The sequence below is a fragment of the Paenibacillus larvae subsp. larvae genome (genome assembly GCF_002003265.1).
Taxonomy (GTDB): domain Bacteria; phylum Bacillota; class Bacilli; order Paenibacillales; family NBRC-103111; genus Paenibacillus_H; species Paenibacillus_H larvae.
Window position 1 is genome coordinate 1,847,255 of the sequence record NZ_CP019687.1, and the last position, 17,990, is coordinate 1,865,244.

A 17,990-nucleotide genomic window follows, 5' to 3' on the forward strand; every position below is an offset into this window, starting at 1 on the left:
AAGGCCGTTTTCCGGTTTATTCAGGGTTTTAGTACCTGTTTTATATCTTTAATCATCATGTAAGTGTCCCCGTTTGTAAGATTTTCTTTATCCTGGATGGTTCCGATTGTTGCTTCCGTCAAAAGCCCGTTTTTGATAAGCTCCTCCCGGGCGGCTTCTTTAGGCACTTTTAAACCTAAAGCTTCTGTTATAGTAAAGGATGCCTGATCTAATGATAGCGGGGTCTTCTCAGGTGTCTCCATGCCTTTAATCGCGGAAGAAGCGTCTCCTTTAAAAGTACCCGGATCCATTTTTTTAGATCCTTCCGTCAAATTCACCATTCGTTTGGCATTTGATTTTTGGTCCAGGTTAAATTCATTCTTATATCCCCCGGCAACAAGTCCAAGAGATATGACGGCTTTCAGGCCCTCATACTGTTTATACTTCATAAAAGCCTGCGGTTCCAAGGAGAATGGTTTCAATACCATGCCCTGCTTATTCAGTATATCCTGCATCTTGGCGACCGCTTCTTTGGACGCGGACAGTTCGCGAAAGCTCATATTGCTTTCCTTCGCCAGTTTTGCTGCCACTCCGGCCGCTTGACCTTCCGCCATTCCTACAGGAATAACACGGGCGCTTCCATGAGGAAGGGAATTATAGCTTGCCGCACGCCCCACCACAAGGAGCCCGTCTACTTTAAGAGGAACCAGACTGCGGAAAGGGATGGCATACTGTTTCGGAGCACATACCACCGTTCCCGCATCATTCGGGCTCAGTCTTTGAATGTCCACCGGATAAGAACCGAAAGCCACCCGATCCCACTGATCTTTGTTCTCCAGCACGTCGGTAATCGTAAGCCGGTACTCTCCCTGCATATGGCGCGTTTCGCGAATATACAGTTCCGGGGCTGTCTCATCAAGCTCCACGTTTTTAAATTCAGGGTAGTTTTTCTTCATAAAATCAACCACGTGAGGAATTTCTTCTTTTCCAACTTGGAAAGCCTCTTCTCTTGCTTTAGGATCAGCCCCGTCAATATGGAAGATTTGCAGGGCATTAATCAGAGCTGTATTATCATTTTGACGGCCAATATTCAGCCCGCGCATTTTGACCCTGTCTTTATTCACAGCCGGATAGTTGGATAACTCCTTGTACCCCCATGCACTTACTTCATTAGCGCCGGTTCCCGGGTCATTGTCGCCGTTCAGACGCTTTTCAATCTGTTTCCACACATCGGGCGTCACATTCTTTAAACGGAAAACCAGGGTAACGGCCATCTTCGCTTCCTTATTTCCTACATCCTCCAAGCCGTAAGTATACGGAACGCCGGCTTCCGCCATGATATCCCCATCTTGGGTAGCATCAATAACGGCACTTGTGCCGATCATCCGCTCACTTCCGTCTTCTTTCACTACTTTAATACCTTCAATCTTGCTGTTACCGTTTTTCCCTTCCCCAAGTACAGGAACAATGGATCTTGTTTTCATTAAAAGGTCGATATTGGATTCATTTTTCACCAGCTCGTAAAAAGCATTCGCTGCTGAAGTGACATCAAACGAATCTCCTTCGATCTTATTATACCATTCGGAAAAGATTCCTTTGTTTAAAACCTCCCGCTTACCCAGGACAGAGTTTTTGCCGGGAGCATAGTTCATATCGATACTGTTGAGCCATCCGAGCGTCATTAGCCCCCCAGTACATCACGGTTCCTTCCGTCCACCAGCAAAGTTTTCTGTCCATTGCGGGCCGCGGAAATGGCGGCAGATACCCCTTCCGGGTCAGTACCCACCACGATAACATCATAATTGTCTTGGATCGAAGCTGTAGATTTCACTTCAATTTTTTGCTGGGGTTTTCCGACATGCGGCTTCGACTGCTTGTACTTCCAGTAAGCAAAAATGCCCGCTCCCGCTGCGGCTGCAATAAGCACAGCCAAAGTCCACAACATCCAGATTCTGGACTTTCCTTTATGTTTCGTTTTCTGTTCACTCAAATAAGTACACCTGCCTTAAAAGTTAATAATTTCTGTCCAAGTTATTCCTGTCTCCTATTTTTACTGTAAGCCTGGTCCAGAAGTTCATGCTTCTTAAGCACGTAATGCTTCCATGAGTCATTATATACACTTGGCTCTTTCGGGTTAGGGAATCTTTCGATGCGCCTTGGCTTTCCTTCCGCTTCGGGGAACAAAATTTTACTTATGGCCCCGCACCCCAGTCCTAAAATGGTCTGACGCTCCTCCATCATTACGATGTTGTACAAGCTTTCTTTTCCTTCCAAAGAATATCCCACATTTTCCAGATTGCCAAGTATATTTTTCTGACGATATAAATAATACGGTACATACTGGTGCTGTTTTGTCCATTCTACAGCCTTCTGCATCATGACAGCTATCTCCCGTCGGCCCACCACTTCATATTGGTCTCTCTGTTTTGTCATTTTGGAGGCTCTTTTAAAAGACAGCGTATGTACCGTCAATGATTCGGGGAGCAGTTTAGCCGTCTCTTCCAGCGTTCCCTCCAGTTCCGCCACCCCTTCACCCGGCAGACCAATAATCAAGTCCATATTGATATTATTCATGCCTAGTTGTCTGGATAATTTGAATTTGTCCACGGTTTCTTTTACGGTGTGATGACGCCCAATGGTATCCAATGTAAGCTGTGTGAAACTTTGCGGATTGATGCTGATCCGGTCTACGTCCCACCTTTTCATAACTTCCAGTTTATCGGGTGTAATCGTATCAGGACGGCCTGCTTCCACTGTCAGTTCCCTGACTTTATCCATTTGGGGGAGATGCTTCTGCATTGTGCGGAACAAGGCATCCATATCTTCTGCTTCGAGGCTTGTAGGCGTACCGCCTCCCCAATATATTGTGGTGATTCCCATTCCATGTCGTTTAAGCCATTCCCCTGTTAGCCGTATTTCCTCATGTAATCCTTCCAAAAAAGCATGAACTGATCCGTTATTCCCCTGGATATCGTAAGCGGGAAATGTACAGTATGCACATTTGGTGGGGCAAAACGGAATGCCGATATACAGGCTGACTTCATGATCAAGATGAAATAAATCGGGGATAACTTTAAGCTGCCGTTCCGCAATATCCATTAACAAATCGGCCTTTGGGCGGGTTACCAGATAATGCTCCTTGAGAAACTGTCTGGTTTTCTCCTTACCTTCTTTCATAAGCAGATTGTGGGCAAGTTTTGTCGGACGGACCCCCGTCAGGATACCCCAAGGCTGTTCGAGGCCAGTAGCTTCCTGAAACACTTGCAACAGAGCTGATAAAATAGCCCTTCGTTCTATTCGTCTTGGATCTTCCCATGTTTCATTATGACGTCTTACTGCTTCCTGACACCATATTTTATTTTCAGACAGGTGAGTAAGACAGGCTTTGACTGCAATGTCTCCTCTGTCCGCTGAAACAAGAAGCTCCACACTAACATAAAGATCAGCGTCCTGAGCCTGCTCTTGCTCATAAACCAATTCCACCTGTTCGTAAAAAAGACGGCATGTATTATAAAACTCGGTCGTATAATCGGAAAAACCTATTTGCTGCACATAAATTTTCAATGGGAAACCTCCATACCATTATGCTTTGGAAGAGCACTATCATTCTACTAAACTTTTATTCTCCATGCCAGGTTCAGCTCAATTTCTTAATTTTAAAAAATCCGTTCCCTGCCCCGCTCGGCCTTACTTATACCGGACGGGAGAAGAAACGGATTTTACGGCTTGTTTATCGAAGCTGGGTTCTCCTGTTAAATCGCTGTCGCCGGAATGGGTTTGCCAAACCATTGCTTCGGCCCTGGATAAATGGAGAAGCTGATGCTCACCTAAGATATGTTTACGGTGTTTTTGAGACACACTCATCGACTACAGGTCTCCTTTTGGTGGATTGCCTATAGTTTGGCTTCCCGGCCATTCCCTTATCCAAGCATAGACGGATTCAGGCTCTAACGGATAACTTTCTTTCCGCAGAGTTTTTGTCTAACCCTCTAGCGGCAATCTCCCTGTCATTCAGGAACGCACTTGCTTTCTATAATCAAAGTGACTGGCCCCCAGTTTATCAAATCCACATCCATCATAGCTCCAAAGACCCCTGTCTCTACCAGAAGACCGTGTTCACGCAGTCTCCGGTTAAAAGCCTCATATAAAGGATCTGCCTGTTCCGGCTTGGCCGCAGCCATGAAATTAGGCCGCTTGCCCTTGCGGCAGTCCCCATATAAAGTGAACTGGGAAATAGACAATATTTGTCCGCCGATATCCTGGACCGATACATTCATCCTCCCGGAGTCATCCTCAAAAATACGGAGACCTGCAATTTTATCCGCCAAATAGCGGGCATCCTCTTCAGTGTCTTCATGAGTTACGCCGACTAAAAGTACAAGACCACGTTCAATACGGCCGACAGTTTCCCCGTCCACCGTTACTTTAGCTTCTTTACTTCGCTGTACTACCACTTTCATCTCCGAATTTCCTCCTAAAACAACACCTGGCTTTATGTCTGCATGATTCTTTGAACAGAATAGACATCCTGGATTCGTTTAATTTTTTCCACTACCGAATGCAGATGCTCCCGGTTCCGGATCAGGATCGTCATATGAATCATGGCCAGTTTATTTTTATCTGAGCGCCCGGAAACAGCCGCAATCATAGTTTTGCTTTCGGATACGACCTGAAGCACTTCATTCAGCAGACCCCGGCGGTCATGACCGGTTATCTCAATCTCAACCTGGAAGTTGGATTCACAAGCATCCGCCCATTCCACTTCAATCAGACGGTTCATTTCCTCAGGATTATTTAAATCCACATTCGGACAATCGCTACGGTGAACAGTTACACCTCGTCCACGTGTAATATAGCCGACAATCTGGTCTCCTGGGACAGGATTACAACAGCGGGCAAAACGAACGAGTACGTTATCCACTCCCTTAACCCTGACTCCGCTGACAGGTCTGTTCTTCCGCTGTTCCTGAGAGGCACTTTTGACCTCTTTGATCTCGTTAGTGAGTTCAAGAGCATTTGCCTCTTCCGCTTCCCTCCGCATTTTCTCGGTCAGCTTTGTGCATATTTGGGCGGCCGTTATACCTCCGAACCCGATTGCAGACATCATATCATCAATATCATTAAAAGCAAACTTCTTGGCGGCTTCCTGCAGCTGATCATCCGTCATAAAGGCCGAAGGGTCGAGACCCAGGCGTTTCAGTTCCCGTTCAATCGCATCCCGACCTTTCAGGACGTTTTCTTCCCGTTTCTCTTTTTTGAACCACTGTTTGATTTTGCTCCGGGCATGGGAAGACTGGGCAATTTTAAGCCAATCCTGACTTGGGCCGTACGAATGCTTGGAGGTTAGGATCTCAACAATATCTCCTGTATTGAGCTGATGATCTAAGGGAACAATACGCCCATTGACTTTTGCTCCAATCGTCCGGTTTCCAACTTCAGTATGAATCCGGTAAGCAAAATCCAGCGGTACAGATCCGGCCGGCAACTCAATAACTTCCCCTTTGGGCGTAAAAACAAAAACAAAGTCCGTAAAGAAATCCATCCTCATGAATTCCATAAACTCAGCGGCATCAGAGGTTTCCTTTTGCAGTTCCAGAATTTCTCGGAACCAGTTCATTTTATCGGTAAACGAATTATTGGGAACGGTCGTTCCCTCTTTGTATGCCCAGTGGGCCGCAATCCCGTACTCTGCTGTTCGATGCATGTCCCAGATGCGAATTTGCACCTCGAGGGGCTCACCTTTGGGTCCAATTACTGTTGTATGCAGAGACTGATACATATTAGTTTTGGGCATAGCGATATAATCCTTAAAACGCCCGGGCATTGGACGCCACAAGGTATGAATAATCCCCAGTGCGGCATAACAATCCTTGATATTGTCCACAAGGACACGAAGAGCCATCAGATCATAAATCTCGTTGAACTGTTTATTGCGTACCGTCATCTTCCTGTAAATGCTGTAAATATGCTTAGGGCGGCCGGAGATATCTCCTTCAATTCCCATTTCCTTCAGTTTTTCTTTCATCTTAGCGATAACGTCTTCAATATATTGCTCCCGTTCCGCGCGCTTTTTCTGCATGAGATTGACAATCCGGTAATACTGCTGGGGATTGAGATACCGAAGAGCAATGTCTTCCATTTCCCATTTAATAGCGGAAATTCCAAGACGATGAGCAATGGGACAATAGATCTCAAGGGTTTCGTAGGCAATGCGCCGCTGACTTTCTTCCGACTGATATTTAAGTGTGCGCATATTATGAAGACGGTCGGCCAATTTGATTAAAATAACCCGGATATCCTGCGCCATAGCAACGAACATTTTCCGGTAGTTCTCGTTCTGCTGTTCTTCCTTGGACTTAAATTTGATTCTTTCCAGCTTGGTAAGCCCGTCAACAAGCATGGCGCAGGTATGGCCGAACTTTTGTTCAACAGCTTCCAAAGAAACGGTGGTATCTTCCACGACATCATGAAGCAGGGCCGCAATAATGGAGGTGGGATCCATTCCCATATCCACCAAGATTTCAGCCACTGCCAGCGGATGCAAGATGTAAGGCTCTCCTGACTTGCGAATTTGTCCATGGTGGGCCCGCTCGGCAAATTCGAACGCCTCTTGAATTCGCTGTAATTCCTCTTTTTTTATAAAACTCGCCGCTTTTTCAAGTAGCTGTTCAATTCCCATGGATTGATCCATTCCTTATTAGTGATTTTAATCCATTATGCCTGTATGGTGGGCGTTACGTCAACTCTTTGTCCGCGCATTGAAGACAAAATGGACTTTTTTTCAACAAACTTCTACAAAAACATGCGAAAATCGAAAAATAAGGATAGACGAATTTCGCATTTTTGATTATATTGTCCTAAGGACTTTTTTCCGTACATTCCATACAAATTGAAGGAGGAATATTCATACATGAAAGACCGCGTTATCCAGGTAGACGAAAGATTGCCTTTTTTACAGAGTATTCCTTTAAGTCTGCAGCACCTTTTCGCGATGTTCGGATCAACGGTGCTTGTTCCGATGCTTTTACAAATAAACCCGGCCATTTGCCTGCTTATGAACGGGATTGGGACCCTTATTTATATTTTCCTTTGCAAGGGAAGAATCCCGGCTTATTTAGGTTCCAGCTTTGCCTTTATTTCACCCGTTCTGATCGTTATCTCGACGCGCAGTTATGAAGCCGCACTTTCAGGTTTTCTTGTAGTGGGTCTGGTTTTCTGCCTTATCGGACTGCTAGTCAAGGCTGTGGGCACCGGCTGGATTGAGATAGTATTCCCTCCGGCAGCCATGGGAGCTATTGTTGCCGTTATCGGACTTGAACTTGCACCGACTGCCGCTAACATGGCCGGATTCGTAGCTTCTGCGGGTACGGAAGGCTGGTCACCTGATCCGAAAGTAATAGCCGTATCCTTAGTGACACTGTTAACGGCCGTTGTCGGCAACGTAATGTTCCGGGGCTTTATGAAAATCATCCCTATCCTTATCTCTATTATTGTAGGATATGCACTTGCCGCTTTTTTGGGCATTGTGGACTTTTCCATCGTTCGGGAAGCCAAATGGTTTGATCTGCCTACCTTCTATATAATGAAGTGGGATTGGTCTTCCATCGCTATAATTGTACCGGCCGCCCTTGTTGTCGTAGCTGAACATATCGGACATTTAATTGTGACCAGCAACATCGTAGGGAAGGATTTATCCAAAGATCCCGGATTGGACCGGTCTTTATTGGGCAATGGAGTATCCACTGTTATTTCTTCCTTCGTAGGTTCTACTCCCAATACTACTTACGGTGAGAACATCGGCGTCCTTGCCTTAACGCGCGTCTACTCCATATGGATCATTGGCGGTGCCGCAGTGATGGCCATTGTCCTCTCCTTTGTCGGCAAACTGGCCGCCCTGATTCAGACGATTCCTGTCCCGGTTATGGGAGGGGTATCCATCCTCCTGTTTGGAGTTATCGCCGGTTCCGGGGTCCGCATGCTGGTTGAAGCCAAAGTAGATTATTCCAACCCGAAAAATCTGATTTTGACAGCTGTTGTTCTCATTATCGGAATTAGTGGAGCGGCCTTCAAATGGGGCAACTTTGAAATGAAAGGAATGGCTTTGGCCACCGTGATTGCCATTCTGTTAGGATTGTTCTTCAACATCATTGATAAACTAAAGTGGTCCAACGAATAATCATGACCTTTTTGGAAAAAGCCACTTTTCCGCCAACCGCGAAAAAGTGGCTTTACTATAATGGTTTTAATATTCCATCAATGTAAAGGTAGGAATATCTCCAAGTTTCTCACGGCCGTTCAAATAAGACAGTTCGATCATGAAAGCCGCGCCTATTACTTCTCCCCCCAGCTGTTTCACCAGGTTAATTGACGTCTGGATCGTTCCTCCAGTCGCAAGTAAATCATCAGCAATCAGCACACGCTGTCCCGGCTGAATGGCATCCTTATGCATTGCCAACTTGTCTTTACCGTACTCCAGAGAATAATCAGCCTCAACCGTTTCTCCCGGAAGCTTACCGCTTTTCCGGATGGGGGCAAATCCCACTCCAAGGGCATAAGCCAACGGAGCTCCTACCACAAAACCTCTCGCCTCCGGTCCTGCAATGACATCGATGTTAAGTTCTTTTACCAGCCCGGCAAGCTCGTCAATGGCCTCTTTATATACTTTACCGTCCCGAAGCAAGGTAGTGATATCCTTGAAACGTACCCCCGGTTGAGGGAAATCGGGAATCACCCGGATGTAGTCTTTGAAATTCATTTCGTTGTTTCCTCCAATACTTCTTTACTGGTTTCCATCCGCTGTTTCAGCAGCCACTGATGAAGCTCAGAAGCTGATGAATAGAAACAAAACTGTTCAACTTCGGTCAGTTTCATCCTCTCCTGATAGCTCGCGGATTTGGATAAATCTTGTTTGGCTGGAGAAGGCACCGGGACGTACCTTCCTTCATGTTCCTGAATGAACCCAAGCTCTCCAAAGACAGTCAGCATGAATTCAATCATGGCCGGAGATAATCCGCTTCGACGGCTGAATAAGGTCATCAGTCGCTGATCCTTCACGTCCCAGCTTCCCTGTTTCAATACCGAACCGTAAACCAGTTTGAACTGATCCCGGCTAGGCATACCTGTTTCTGCAGAGGATCTCTCGTCCTTAAACATTGCATAGCACCGCTCTAGGCACTCCGCCTGGGCAAGTACCTGTTCCACGGCCCCCAGGGTGGTTGGCAGGGAATACAGCACAATGTCAGCCATCTGCCCGAAGACAAGTCCCTGAGCCCGCTCATTGGCCGGCTTAAGGCCGCGTCCTGCCCGCCATATCCACAACGGGCAGCCAAGGGCATCCATGCGCTGCGGGAGCGCATGATGATGCATCCCGGCGAATGCCACGACCGCCGGCATGTCAGGACAGCCTTCGGACGCGGCAAGCGCGGCTTTGAGGCTGTCCATCCTGGCGGCGGCATCGGCCGTGCCGCGCCAGTCAAACAGCTGGATCTCCGTGATCCGGAGATCCTTCAGGGTGAGCTGGGGGCGGCGGATGCCGTTCCATTCGTTGATGCCCAGCTCACCCAGAACATCTAGGCGCGCCGTCGGGGAAATCAGCTCACTAAGGTGAGCTTTACCGAATCCCAGCGCCTCGATTTGGACGGTGCTTTCTCCCTGGCTCTCGGAAAGCACCAGTTTCATATGCTTCTTGTCCCTGCCAAGAAGCCGCAGATCCGTCAACCGCAGATTCTCTACAATAAACTGCGGCGACGGATTACTCGCTCCAAAAGGTTCCAGCTTTTGGAGCTGTTCAATCCAGCCGAGCGGAACATCCTTAAGGTGACAGGCCGCATCCGCCCGGATCACAGGAACCAGATCATCAGGCCCCAGTAAAGCCTTGGCCTGATGATCCAGCTGACGATGAAGTGCATCAATATGCTCCTGTTTTATAGTCATTCCGGCAGCAGACCGATGCCCCCCGAAATGCTCCAGCAGTTCCCTGCATGCCGTCAAATTTTCGTACATATCAAAACTTTCTATAGAACGGGCAGATCCTTTGGCAAGACCGCTTTCGTCGTTCATGCTGAATACAATGGTAGGCCGATAATAGGTTTCTACGATTTTAGATGCGACAATGCCGATTACTCCTTCGTTCCAGTCTGGTTTAGCCACGACCAGAAACGTATTTCCCTTTTGGACCTGCTCTGCTGCAATAGCCAGGGCTTCTTCATTTATTTCCCGAACAATCCGCTGTCTCTCCTGGTTGAGCTCATCCAGAAGCTGGGCAAGTTCATTTGCCCGTCCGGAATCTCCGGTAATCAACAGTTCTACAGAATTATTGGCCGAACCCAGCCTGCCGCTTGCGTTAAGCCGTGGGCCGACGGCAAAGCCAAGATGGGTAGAGGTAACCTGCTGACTCTCGATTCCAGCTATTTTCAGCAAAGCCCGTATACCCGGAAAAGCGGATTGCTGCATGCGTTTGAGCCCCATTTTGACGATTGTGCGGTTTTCCCCATGAAAGGGCATCAGATCCGCTACCGTACCAATTGCCACCAGTTCCAATAATTCTTCCGGCACTCTGTCCAGCAAAGCGTGGGCAAGCTTGAAAGCCACCCCGACACCTGCCAAATGCTTAAAAGGATAGGGACAATCCGCTTGCTTGGGATTGACCAAAGCCAGCGGTTGAGGCGAAATGTCCGGCGGCTCATGGTGATCCGTCACAATGACGTCCATACCCAGTTCCTGAATATAAGTTACTTGTTCCACAGCGCTTACACCAGTATCAACGGTAATAATCAAATCTACGCCGTCTTCAGCCGCCTTTTCAACGGCTTGCCTGTTTAATCCATAACCTTCACGAACTCGATGGGGAATGTAGTAATCAAAACGCGCTTTTATTTTTCGAAGTAAAAACATGACTAATGAGGTACTGGTAACACCGTCAGCGTCATAATCCCCATATATTCGGATAAATTCCTTATGTTCCACAGCAAGACGGATCCGGTCCACGGCTTTTTTCATATCCTTCATCAAAAAAGGGTCGTGAAATCCGTCCTGTCTGCTATGTAAAAATGACTCTGCCGCTTCAGGGGTCGTAATGCCCCGAAGCGCCAGCAGCCGGGCTGTCAGAGTATCCAGATGGTGAGCCTCCGCCAGCTTTTGGACAACGGAGGATTCTGCACAGCCAGTCTGCCATCTTGCTTTGGAATGAAGCAACGTTGTTCCTCCTAAACCATCATCTAGTGCAGCAGGGTCGGATAATCATCGACTGAGGACTTTACATCTTGCTGCCTGTACGGAAAGCCGACATCATAAGGATTAACCTGCACGATGACATCCGAAACATGACTGAATTTCCTCATAACCTGCTTTTTCACATGTTGGGCAATGTCATGCCCCTCTAGTACGGATATTTTCGGGTTTACGGAAATTTTCACTTCCAAAATAACATAATGTCCCTGTTCTCTTGTTTTGAGGTCATCCACTGTAATGACTCCTTTTGTCTGGTGGACAACTTCAATAAACACCTCTGTATCTTCCTGCTGCATCATCTGATCAATTGTGTTATGAATAAGCTCAATAATCAGACGAAATCCCATATGAATAATAAACAGGGCAACAATTAAACCTGCCATAGGATCAAGCATATACAACCAGGACTTATTGTACATTTCCCCAAGGAGGGAAACTCCGATCCCGGCGAAAGCTGTCAAGGAAGAATATACATCGGAACGATATGACCAGGTACTGCTCCAAATGGAGCCTGCAACCGGCTGTGTTCCCGTTCTGAATCTGTAGCGGAACAAGGCTTCTTTCAATACAATCGACAAAACAATAACAACCAGCGCCATTCGTCCAGGCGGCGCTTGAACTCCCCTTGCAATTGTTTTAATAGCAAGAAGAGACAATTCCAATCCCACAATCATTAACATAACCGAGAAAAGAACGGGAACGATGATGGCTGCTTTTTGAGAATATCGGGAGTTTGCGTCCTCTTTCGGCATTCTTGCACTTCTGGAAATTTTCAACACAGCCACAGACCCGGCTACATCCGCTGCGGAATGAACTGCATCTGCCACCAAAGCCAAACTGCCGGACATGAAGCCTACGACGCCTTTTAAAGCAGCCAATCCCACATTCCCTATGACTCCCATCCATGCGGCAAAATCTGCTTTCGAAAAACGTACGTCTGTCATCTCGACACTTCCCTATGAAAATGTTGGGCTCTAACGAAAAGGCAAAGCCGCGGAAAAATTCACGCGGCCCTGCTATTATTGTTTTACTGATGCGACCTTTGGTTTAGAACCAAGTGATTTCCGCTTAAACATGAACCACAGCGGGCTTGCAATGCAAATGGAAGAGTAGGCACCGCTAGCCAGTCCGATCAGTTTGGCCAGTGCAAACAGTTTGATCGACTCACTGCCGAATATGAACAGGCAAAGCGCTGCAAACAGCACCGTCACAACTGTATTGATACTACGGGCCATCGTAGACCAGATGCTATGATTGACAAGGTATACCACGTCCTGCTCGGTTTTGAGCTTGGAAAAACGCATATTCTCGCGAATCCGGTCAAAGATAACAATTTTATCATTAATAGAGTATCCGACTGTTGTCATTACCGCCGCCACGAAAGGCAAATCCACTTCGAAGCGGAAAATGGCAAACATACAGATTACGATCATGGCATCGTGTAATATGGCAATGATTGCTGCCAGAGCAAAACGCCACTCAAAGCGGATACTTACATAAATGCTGATAAAAACGGACGCAATCAGCACGGCAATAATTGCTTTAATCCCCATTTCCTGGGCAATCTCTGGGGAGACTGTATTAACTTCCTGAGATACCTTGTCTCCATAGGCTTCTTTGAACGCAGCCTGAATCTTCTTAATATCCGCGTCCGGCAAATCTTTATCAAAACGGGCAGAGATTCGCTGGTTGCCTTCTCCCCCTACTGATACGGCAGCCGGCTGAGGGTCTACAGCTGATTTGGCAAACACATCTTTGGCCTGCTCTTGAGTTATGGATTGTCCGACATTAATGTCCATGGACGTTCCTGCTTTAAAGTCTACCCCAAAGTTCATTTGCTTCCAAAAAAGGACAATGACCCCGATAACTATGATGATTGTGGAAATCCAAAAAAAGATTTTACGGTGATTGACAAAATCGAATTTGATATTATCCGCATCATGAATTGCATGATGACCCGGAATCTTTCTGATTTCTTTTTTTTTCTTCTCAGAGCTCACGAATTTCCGCCTCCTTCACACCGAAATAGGACGGCTTCTTGGCCAATTTCCCGCGGATCAGCAGGTGAAGCAGAAAGCGCGACAAAACAACGTTAGTCAATATACTGACCCCAATACTGAGCATGTGTGTCAGGGCAAATCCCCGGATAGCCCCGTTTCCGATGTAATAAAGCACGATACCGGCAATCAGGTTTGTGATATTGGCGTCCATAATTGTACGAAGGGAGTGTTTGGACCCTGCTTTTACGGAAGACAGGATGCTCTTGCCGCTGCGGATCTCTTCCTTAATTCTCTCATACGTAATAATGTTGGCATCAACCGCCATTCCGATTCCGAGTACGAGGGCTGCAATACCCGGAAGGGTTAACGTTGCATGAATAAGATTAAAGACCAGGAGCATCAGCCATATATAAGAAATCAACGTGAAAGCGGCAATCAGTCCCGGTACACGGTAATACAGAACCATAAACAACAGGATGACAGTAGCACCGATAATTCCGGCTTCAACGGTCTGTTTCATGGATTGTTGTCCAAGCGTTGCTCCCACGGACTGCGTGTACTTTTCCGTCAGTTTCAGCGGCATTGCTCCAAGGTTAATCGTATCCCTGAGCTCATTAGCCTCCTGAACTGTATAGTTTCCGGAAATGGTAGCCGTTCCTTCCGAAATGACCGATTGTACAACCGGCGCTGACAATTGTTTATCATCCAAGTAAATAGCCAAAGGTTTCTGAAGTAACTTTTCCGTTACTTTCTTCAGCTTGTCCTTGTCTTTTACTTTCACCTGAACCATTGGTTTGTTTAAATTATCAAAGCCCACGGCTGCCCCGTTTTCAACAAAATCACTGCCGTTAAGCTCCACTGTGCCGTCCGGCCCCGGAATGTAAGGTCAGCCGGCTTTTTGATAATCTCCCTGACCTGTTCTTCATTCTCTACGCCAGCCAGTCTAACACGAATCCGGTCGTTTCCCTCCGTCGTGATCTCAGGCTCGGCAATACCTATAGCATCAGCCCGTTTTTCCAGGCTTTTCGCGGTTTCCTTAAGAGATTCTTTGGTAACCGGTTTCCCTTCTTCAAGCGGGCTGGCTACGTATAAAATTTCAAAACCGCCTTTTAAATCCAATCCGAGCCGTATCTGTTTGACCAGATTAGGACTTGTCCATAACACAATTGCCAGTGTTACGAGGATGGTCATAAAAAAAATCGAGATTCTCTTCCAGTCCATCTCTTGCCTTTCTCCCTTCCATACTCAATATTCCTATTATAACTACCGCTTAAAAACGAGTCAATTTGGCCGCTATACGGACACTCACAAAACAAACAGCCCTATCCGGTCAAAAATAGGGCTGTTTATAGGCGTTTATCGTCAGCCAGTTCATAAATTGGGTAGCCTTTAAGGATAAGATATCGTTGACAACCTGATGCAGGGGAGGAATTCCGGGCTTCTTATATTTGTCGCTAATGCACTCCCAAATCTCATCTACCGTCACATGTTCGTAACCGATCAGCTTAAATTCTTCTACTTTACTTGCGCTTAAGAATTGGATCATATCGTTCCATTCTTCGTCAGAAAGGTAAACGTCCTCCTGATCATCTTTAGTTGCCTCTGCTTGCTGTGAGGCTTCATTTTGATCGGGCCCTGCTGCCTTTTTTTCATCCGGATTCATCCTGTCCCCTCCTAACTGTTATCATCCTGTATTGAGTATTCGCTTTACGATTTCCTTTTTCCTGCTAAACCTGAAATCGCCTGGACAAAATGTTTGCATGAGCTTGGACTACCCCCGCATATCCATAAGTATACCGGGACTAGGGGGATGGAATGAACAATGACCAAACAGAGTTTTCTTAAAGGAACGTTAATTTTGCTTGCGGCAGGCATTTTAAACCGTATTCTCGGGTTCATTCCGCGCATGACGCTCCCGCGTGTCATCGGAGCAGAAGGAGTAGGTCTCTACCAGATGGGCTGGCCGTTCTTAATTGTCATTCTTACCCTAATAACTGGCGGAATTCCTCTTGCAGTTGCAAAACTGGTGGCGGAAGCAGAGGCGGAACACAATGAGAAAAGAAGCCGAAGCATACTTAAGATTTCCCTGGCTCTGTCCATGCTGCTCGCAGCTTTGTTCACTTTACTTTGTCTTATCAGCGCCAAATGGATTTCCACCCATATTTTAACGGATTCACGGGTTTATGAGACTTTTCTCTGTATGACTCCAATTATTCCGATGGCTGCGGTATCTTCCGTTTTCAGAGGCTATTTTCAAGGAAAACAAAATATGATTCCGACTGCCATTTCACAAACTGTAGAGACTATGGTCCGAATTGTATTTGTTCTTATCTTTGCCTACCTGATGCTTCCTTACGGCATTCCTATGGCTGCGGCGGGTGCTATGGTCGGGGTACTGACCGGTGAGGTTTGCGGAATGCTTGTTCTAATCTTTCATTATAATAACAAGAAACAGCGCGAAGGCGGGGGTTTGAAGGCACATATCGGTACCAGCCAGACCGGAAACCGGCTATCCAATTTACGCAAAATTCTCCGGATTTCCATTCCGGTTACCCTAAGCAAACTGGTTGGTGCAACTTCTTATTTGTTTGAATCCATTCTTCTTACACAAAGCCTGCTCCTGGCAGGGATTTCAACCAGTGTAGCTACCGCCCAGTACGGGGTTTTGCAAGGAATGATTCTGCCTATTTTATTGCTTCCCAGTGCCCTGACAAACTCACTATCCGTATCGCTTATCCCCTCTCTCAGTGCTGCACTGGCACGAAAAGATACCGTCACTATCCATAAACGATTAAACCAGGCATTAAGGCTTGCTCTGATAACAGGGGCACCTTTTGCTGTTCTAATGTTTGTTCTGGCGGAACCGATCTGTTCCCTTATGTACAAAGATCCCAATATTGCAGTGATGTTGAAAATGATGGCTCCTATTGCCCTTTTTATTTATCTTCAGGCCCCCCTTCAAGCGGCCCTCCAGGCTTTGGATAAGCCCGGAAATGCTCTGGTGAATACCCTGGTCGGCTCGATTGTTAAGCTAGGGCTCATCTATTTTCTGGCCAGTAGGCCCGAAATGGGCATTCTAGGTGCCATAATGGCAATCAACATCAACATTGTCTTGGTTACTCTTCTTCATGCTGCAACCGTCATGAAAACGGTCAGGTTTACCCTGGAAGGAGGCGATTTTCTGAAAGTAGGGCTGTCCATGCTGTTAACAGGGTCAGGTATCTATTTAAGTACTCTGGCTTTCGCGGGTCAAAAACTGTTTGTCCTTTTTCTTCTTTCCGCTTCTCTGGGACTTGTGCTTTATCTTCTCGCCCTCATTGCCTTGGGTTTACTTCATGTCCGCGATTTCTCGCGTATTCTTCATATGGGGAAGAATCTGATCAAATGAACACACCATAACCTGAAAATGTTAGAAGCATCTAAAGGTTAAGTATGCTATTTACGGTCAATGTACAACTGTCCCTTATGGTCTACACTGCAGTAGAATACATCTTTAAAATCTTCAACGCCTTTTTCCTGAAGCTCTTTTTTTAGCCAGAAACGGGTTTGTCCAATTTCAGCCAGGTTACCATCCTGTACTTTGCCGTCCATAATAAGCGGAACCGGCAGACCCGCATAACGGATCTTGGGGGTGCAGGAATTGAACTCTTCATCGTCTCCTTTTTGGTGTATACTTTGTTTTTCAAAAACACTCAGCTTGCCTGAAGGTTCCAATATAGCAAATTCTACATCCCCAACGTTCATGACCCGTTGTTGACGAAGCTGTACAATTAAATCGTCCAGGTTATATCTCTGTTTTTTCATCTCTTCCCTATCCAGCTTGCCCTTGTTGATAAGCACACTCGGTTTACCATCGAATAACCGCCGGATACTCTCATTTTTTAATGTCAAATAAGCCACTCCCAGTTGGATCAATACCAGTGTCAGCATCGGCACAAGCCCCGTTATTAAAGGTTTGGCTGAATCCTCAAGCACAAATACCGCGATTTCAGCAATCATAATGGAGATAACCAGATCGAAGAGTGACAATTTTCCAATCTCTCGTTTGCCCATTATCCGAAGCATAATGAACACTACAAAATAGATCAGCACCGTCCTCAAAAAAATGATCCAAATATCCATATAAGCTGCCTCCCACCCAGTTATGTGTATGTCTTCAGGTAGTGTCACCTCCTTCCATAGGGCACATACCACTCTTCTCTTGCATAATTCTTGGCAGCTATTCCATTCCCGTTCGAACTTGTACTATATATGGCATTTGACCCATACAATGAAAGCAATAAGGTGAATATATTCATGATAGAAAGGACGGGATTTATTTGGAACTTATGGAAAAAGGAAGCCGGTTCCGCTTCTCATCTCCTCTTCTCAGCGGTCTCTTGGCATCTTGCCTGACCATGCTTGTGATTACAATACTTTCATCCCTGTTTGTGTGGATGAGCAGTGCCGAGGAATCATCTCTTGGTACCTACAGTTTTTTAAACTATTTAATCTCTATGTTTATTGGAGGCTGGACCGCAGGTAAAAAAGCCGGCCGGAAGGGCTGGTATTACGGTTTGCTATTGTCCGGTATTTACTGTATTCTCATGTGGATTATTGGATTTCTGGCTTTAAATATTCATCTTAGCCTGCGCTCCTTCATCATGCTGGCCTGCTGCATGCTCGCCGGTTGCATAGGAGGCATGCTCGGAGTCAACACCAAAAAATAATTCACCGCATGGAACGGCGTGTTGTGATATAATGACAGAACTTTGAAATGTTTATTTTCTTCCATTTTCAGAG

At 46.4% G+C, this 17,990-nt stretch carries 13 protein-coding genes and 2 pseudogenes; 3 read left to right on the top strand and 12 right to left on the bottom strand.

Annotated features, from left to right (window positions below; translation table 11 throughout):
* Nucleotides 1-20: 20 nt before the first annotated feature.
* From BXP28_RS09575 to BXP28_RS09590, 5 genes and pseudogenes are all read right to left on the bottom strand, one after another.
* A pseudogene (locus tag BXP28_RS09575) lies at nucleotides 21-1,924 on the bottom strand (FAD-dependent oxidoreductase).
* An 86-nt stretch (nucleotides 1,925-2,010) separates the two neighbouring features.
* On the bottom strand, nucleotides 2,011-3,543 hold the full coding sequence (locus tag BXP28_RS09580; protein ID WP_023482781.1) for a coproporphyrinogen III oxidase: 1,533 nt from the start codon (nucleotides 3,541-3,543) through the stop codon (nucleotides 2,011-2,013).
* 123 nt (nucleotides 3,544-3,666) lie between these two features.
* The gene (locus BXP28_RS22710; protein WP_158225731.1) at nucleotides 3,667-3,843 is read right to left on the bottom strand and encodes a hypothetical protein; all 177 of its coding nucleotides are present in this window, start codon (nucleotides 3,841-3,843) and stop codon (nucleotides 3,667-3,669) included.
* A 143-nt stretch (nucleotides 3,844-3,986) separates the two neighbouring features.
* On the bottom strand, nucleotides 3,987-4,439 hold the full coding sequence (dtd, locus tag BXP28_RS09585) for a D-aminoacyl-tRNA deacylase (protein ID WP_023482780.1): 453 nt from the start codon (nucleotides 4,437-4,439) through the stop codon (nucleotides 3,987-3,989).
* 32 nt (nucleotides 4,440-4,471) lie between these two features.
* Entirely contained in the window at nucleotides 4,472-6,658 is a 2,187-nt protein-coding gene (locus tag BXP28_RS09590; RefSeq protein ID WP_077585028.1) for a RelA/SpoT family protein, read from the bottom strand.
* Between the two features lie 231 nt (nucleotides 6,659-6,889).
* Between BXP28_RS09590 and uraA the strand changes: the two genes are divergently transcribed.
* On the top strand, nucleotides 6,890-8,155 hold the full coding sequence (gene uraA / locus BXP28_RS09595; RefSeq protein WP_023482778.1) for a uracil permease: 1,266 nt from the start codon (nucleotides 6,890-6,892) through the stop codon (nucleotides 8,153-8,155).
* 66 nt (nucleotides 8,156-8,221) lie between these two features.
* Here the strand turns inward: uraA and BXP28_RS09600 are convergent, their stop codons facing one another.
* From BXP28_RS09600 to BXP28_RS25565, 6 genes and pseudogenes are all read right to left on the bottom strand, one after another.
* Nucleotides 8,222-8,734, bottom strand: a complete 513-nt coding sequence (locus BXP28_RS09600; RefSeq protein ID WP_023482777.1) for an adenine phosphoribosyltransferase — start codon at nucleotides 8,732-8,734, stop codon at nucleotides 8,222-8,224.
* Nucleotides 8,731-11,172, bottom strand: a complete 2,442-nt coding sequence (gene recJ, locus BXP28_RS09605) for a single-stranded-DNA-specific exonuclease RecJ (protein ID WP_036656386.1) — start codon at nucleotides 11,170-11,172, stop codon at nucleotides 8,731-8,733. The genes BXP28_RS09600 and recJ overlap by 4 nt, the downstream gene beginning before the upstream one ends.
* Before the next feature lie 23 nt (nucleotides 11,173-11,195).
* The gene (locus tag BXP28_RS09610) at nucleotides 11,196-12,152 is read right to left on the bottom strand and encodes a cation diffusion facilitator family transporter (RefSeq protein ID WP_023482774.1); all 957 of its coding nucleotides are present in this window, start codon (nucleotides 12,150-12,152) and stop codon (nucleotides 11,196-11,198) included.
* A 75-nt stretch (nucleotides 12,153-12,227) separates the two neighbouring features.
* Nucleotides 12,228-13,208, bottom strand: coding sequence for a protein translocase subunit SecF (secF, locus tag BXP28_RS09615; protein WP_023482773.1), 981 nt, complete (start codon nucleotides 13,206-13,208; stop codon nucleotides 12,228-12,230).
* Nucleotides 13,198-14,429: pseudogene (gene secD / locus BXP28_RS09620) on the bottom strand (protein translocase subunit SecD). The gene secF and the pseudogene secD overlap by 11 nt, the downstream one beginning before the upstream one ends.
* Before the next feature lie 109 nt (nucleotides 14,430-14,538).
* Nucleotides 14,539-14,871 (bottom strand): post-transcriptional regulator, encoded by a 333-nt coding sequence (locus BXP28_RS25565; RefSeq protein WP_023482771.1) that lies wholly within the window; start codon nucleotides 14,869-14,871, stop codon nucleotides 14,539-14,541.
* A 159-nt stretch (nucleotides 14,872-15,030) separates the two neighbouring features.
* Between BXP28_RS25565 and spoVB the strand changes: the two genes are divergently transcribed.
* Nucleotides 15,031-16,596 (top strand): stage V sporulation protein B, encoded by a 1,566-nt coding sequence (spoVB, locus tag BXP28_RS09630; RefSeq protein ID WP_023482770.1) that lies wholly within the window; start codon nucleotides 15,031-15,033, stop codon nucleotides 16,594-16,596.
* Nucleotides 16,597-16,643: 47 nt separating this feature from the next.
* Here spoVB and BXP28_RS09635 read toward each other — a convergent pair whose 3' ends face one another.
* The gene (locus tag BXP28_RS09635) at nucleotides 16,644-17,330 is read right to left on the bottom strand and encodes a DUF421 domain-containing protein (RefSeq protein ID WP_023482769.1); all 687 of its coding nucleotides are present in this window, start codon (nucleotides 17,328-17,330) and stop codon (nucleotides 16,644-16,646) included.
* Nucleotides 17,331-17,536: 206 nt separating this feature from the next.
* Here BXP28_RS09635 and BXP28_RS09640 point away from each other — a divergent pair, with 206 nt between their 5' ends.
* On the top strand, nucleotides 17,537-17,917 hold the full coding sequence (locus BXP28_RS09640) for a TIGR04086 family membrane protein (RefSeq protein ID WP_023482768.1): 381 nt from the start codon (nucleotides 17,537-17,539) through the stop codon (nucleotides 17,915-17,917).
* The last annotated feature ends 73 nt before the right edge of the window (nucleotides 17,918-17,990 follow it).

Coding starts and splice junctions, on each gene's coding strand:
- BXP28_RS22710 (WP_158225731.1), bottom strand. CDS start 3,843: ATGAGTGTGTCTCAAAAACACCGTAAACATATCTTAGGTGAGCATCAG.
- dtd (WP_023482780.1), bottom strand. CDS start 4,439: ATGAAAGTGGTAGTACAGCGAAGTAAAGAAGCTAAAGTAACGGTGGAC.
- BXP28_RS09590 (WP_077585028.1), bottom strand. CDS start 6,658: ATGGGAATTGAACAGCTACTTGAAAAAGCGGCGAGTTTTATAAAAAAA.
- uraA (WP_023482778.1), top strand. CDS start 6,890: ATGAAAGACCGCGTTATCCAGGTAGACGAAAGATTGCCTTTTTTACAG.
- BXP28_RS09600 (WP_023482777.1), bottom strand. CDS start 8,734: ATGAATTTCAAAGACTACATCCGGGTGATTCCCGATTTCCCTCAACCG.
- BXP28_RS09610 (WP_023482774.1), bottom strand. CDS start 12,152: ATGACAGACGTACGTTTTTCGAAAGCAGATTTTGCCGCATGGATGGGA.
- BXP28_RS25565 (WP_023482771.1), bottom strand. CDS start 14,871: ATGAATCCGGATGAAAAAAAGGCAGCAGGGCCCGATCAAAATGAAGCC.
- spoVB (WP_023482770.1), top strand. CDS start 15,031: ATGACCAAACAGAGTTTTCTTAAAGGAACGTTAATTTTGCTTGCGGCA.
- BXP28_RS09635 (WP_023482769.1), bottom strand. CDS start 17,330: ATGGATATTTGGATCATTTTTTTGAGGACGGTGCTGATCTATTTTGTA.
- BXP28_RS09640 (WP_023482768.1), top strand. CDS start 17,537: ATGGAAAAAGGAAGCCGGTTCCGCTTCTCATCTCCTCTTCTCAGCGGT.